This window comes from Stieleria sedimenti (genome assembly GCF_025060895.1).
Lineage (GTDB): Bacteria > Planctomycetota > Planctomycetia > Pirellulales > Pirellulaceae > Stieleria > Stieleria sedimenti.
In genome coordinates this window covers 1-1,732 of the sequence record NZ_JANZKV010000303.1, presented here as the reverse complement: position 1 = coordinate 1,732, position 1,732 = coordinate 1, and the positions used below count along the sequence as shown (strand labels likewise).

Annotated in this window: 1 protein-coding gene; it reads right to left on the bottom strand. The window is 56.2% G+C overall.

The genetic code is table 11. The annotated features are described in order from the left end of the window. Positions 1-170 precede the first annotated feature (170 nt). Positions 171-1,622 (bottom strand): IS1380 family transposase, encoded by a 1,452-nt coding sequence (locus NZK35_RS31190; RefSeq protein WP_259636450.1) that lies wholly within the window; start codon positions 1,620-1,622, stop codon positions 171-173. Between the last annotated feature and the right edge of the window lie 110 nt (positions 1,623-1,732).

Sequence of the window (1,732 nt, the reverse complement as noted above, 5' to 3'; positions counted from 1 at the left end):
CCCGGATATTGCATCCGCCCATTGTTGCCGCGATTGAGCTTGGCTGTTATCGCGCGAGCGGTATTTGGCCGCCATTTTTTTCGTTTCGGTCGGTGGCAGCGCAGAATGCCCCCCTCCCCCACGGTGATTTCGAGCACGCGGGCCATGATTCGACTCGACGATGGGCGAGGCTAATCGCTACGGCAAAGTCGGAGCATGACTTGGTCAAATAACGCGGCCGATGGACAGTGGCTGCAAAGATGGAACACCACTCGGCGGCATGTCACTTTGACCCGAGCGGCAATCTTGAATAGTCGCAGTCGAATGCTGTCCACGCGCAGACGCGAATGCTCGGTGCCTGAGAGTGCCAGTCGCCTGAGACCATCGACCATCGCATAGGCCAACGAGGAGAGCATCAACCGAAATTGATTGGCCATGAACTGCGTGCAACTGGTCCGGTCAGCAAACAAACACAGTTGCTGTTCCTTAATCCGGTTCTCCATCTCACCACGCATGCAGTACATCTTGCGATAAAAATCTTCTGGATCCCAAGCGACGCTGCACCGGATCCCCGGCTCTTTGAGTTGCCGAGGTTGACGCTTGCCGTCGATCATGGGCCGATGGAACGTCGCATCAACGATGCCCTCGTCGCTGGGCAGGTTGGTCACTACAAAACGCGGGTTGGCTCCCTTGCCGGTGTACTCCGCCTTACCAACGACCCAACGATGACGGTTCCAGGTCCTGGACGTTTGGTAGCGAAACCATTTGAAGCAAGCTTGCTTGCCGCCCAGGTGTGATTGCCGAATCCTCGCCTGAGTCATTTCGCAGGCGATTTCCCGTACCAAAACCTTGTTCTTTGGTAAGCCGAAGATGTAACCGACGTCGTTCTTGTCGCACCACCGCATCAACGGTTCGATCGCATAGCCGCCGTCGCCGCGGAGGATGATCTTCACATCGGGCCATCGAGAGCGAATCTTTTGGACCAGCAACTTCGTGACTGGCCGAGCATGATAAGCCGCCCCGACACTACTGGGACGTAAATACGAAACCAAAATTTGGTCGCCGCAGAATACGTACAGCGGAAGGAAACAGTAGCTGTCGTAGTAGCCGTTGAAGTGCCGGCGATCCTGATTGCCATGGACCGTATCATCGGTCGCGTCGTAGTCCAGGATGATCTCTTCGGGTGGCTCGTCGAAGCTATCGATGAAGGTGTCTACGAGGATTTCATGCAGCTTAAAAATCGTTTTGGAGTCGATTCGATTTTCAAACCGCGAATAGGTCGAAGGACTCGCCAGCGGGGAGTACGTCTCGTCGTAGACGCTCTCAGCGGGCGTCCTGCCGGCGGCTACTTGGAAAGCGGGATCGTACCGCAACACGTCGTGATCATTGGCGTCCTCGTAGCCGGCGGCAATAGCGAAGATTCGGCTGGTAAGAATCTCGGTTTGTGAATGAACGATGTGGACGGGATCGCGAGGATCGGGGATGGCTTGATCGACCCGCCGAATCAAGTCGAGCCTGAGATCCACTTCGCGCAGCAGCAGCAGTCCGCCATCGGAAGTGAGAGTGCCACCGTCGAAGTCGACGTCAACGGCTTGTCGTCGGAGCCGTTTCAGAGCGGGACGTTTTCGATTACGCTTTGTCATTGCCGAGAGCCTTGGGCCTGTGGACTTTGAAGTGTGGTAACTCCAATGCCTATCAGGACTAAGGCTTTCGCGCTAGGGGGGGAGTCGAATCAGCGGATGCAATATCCGGG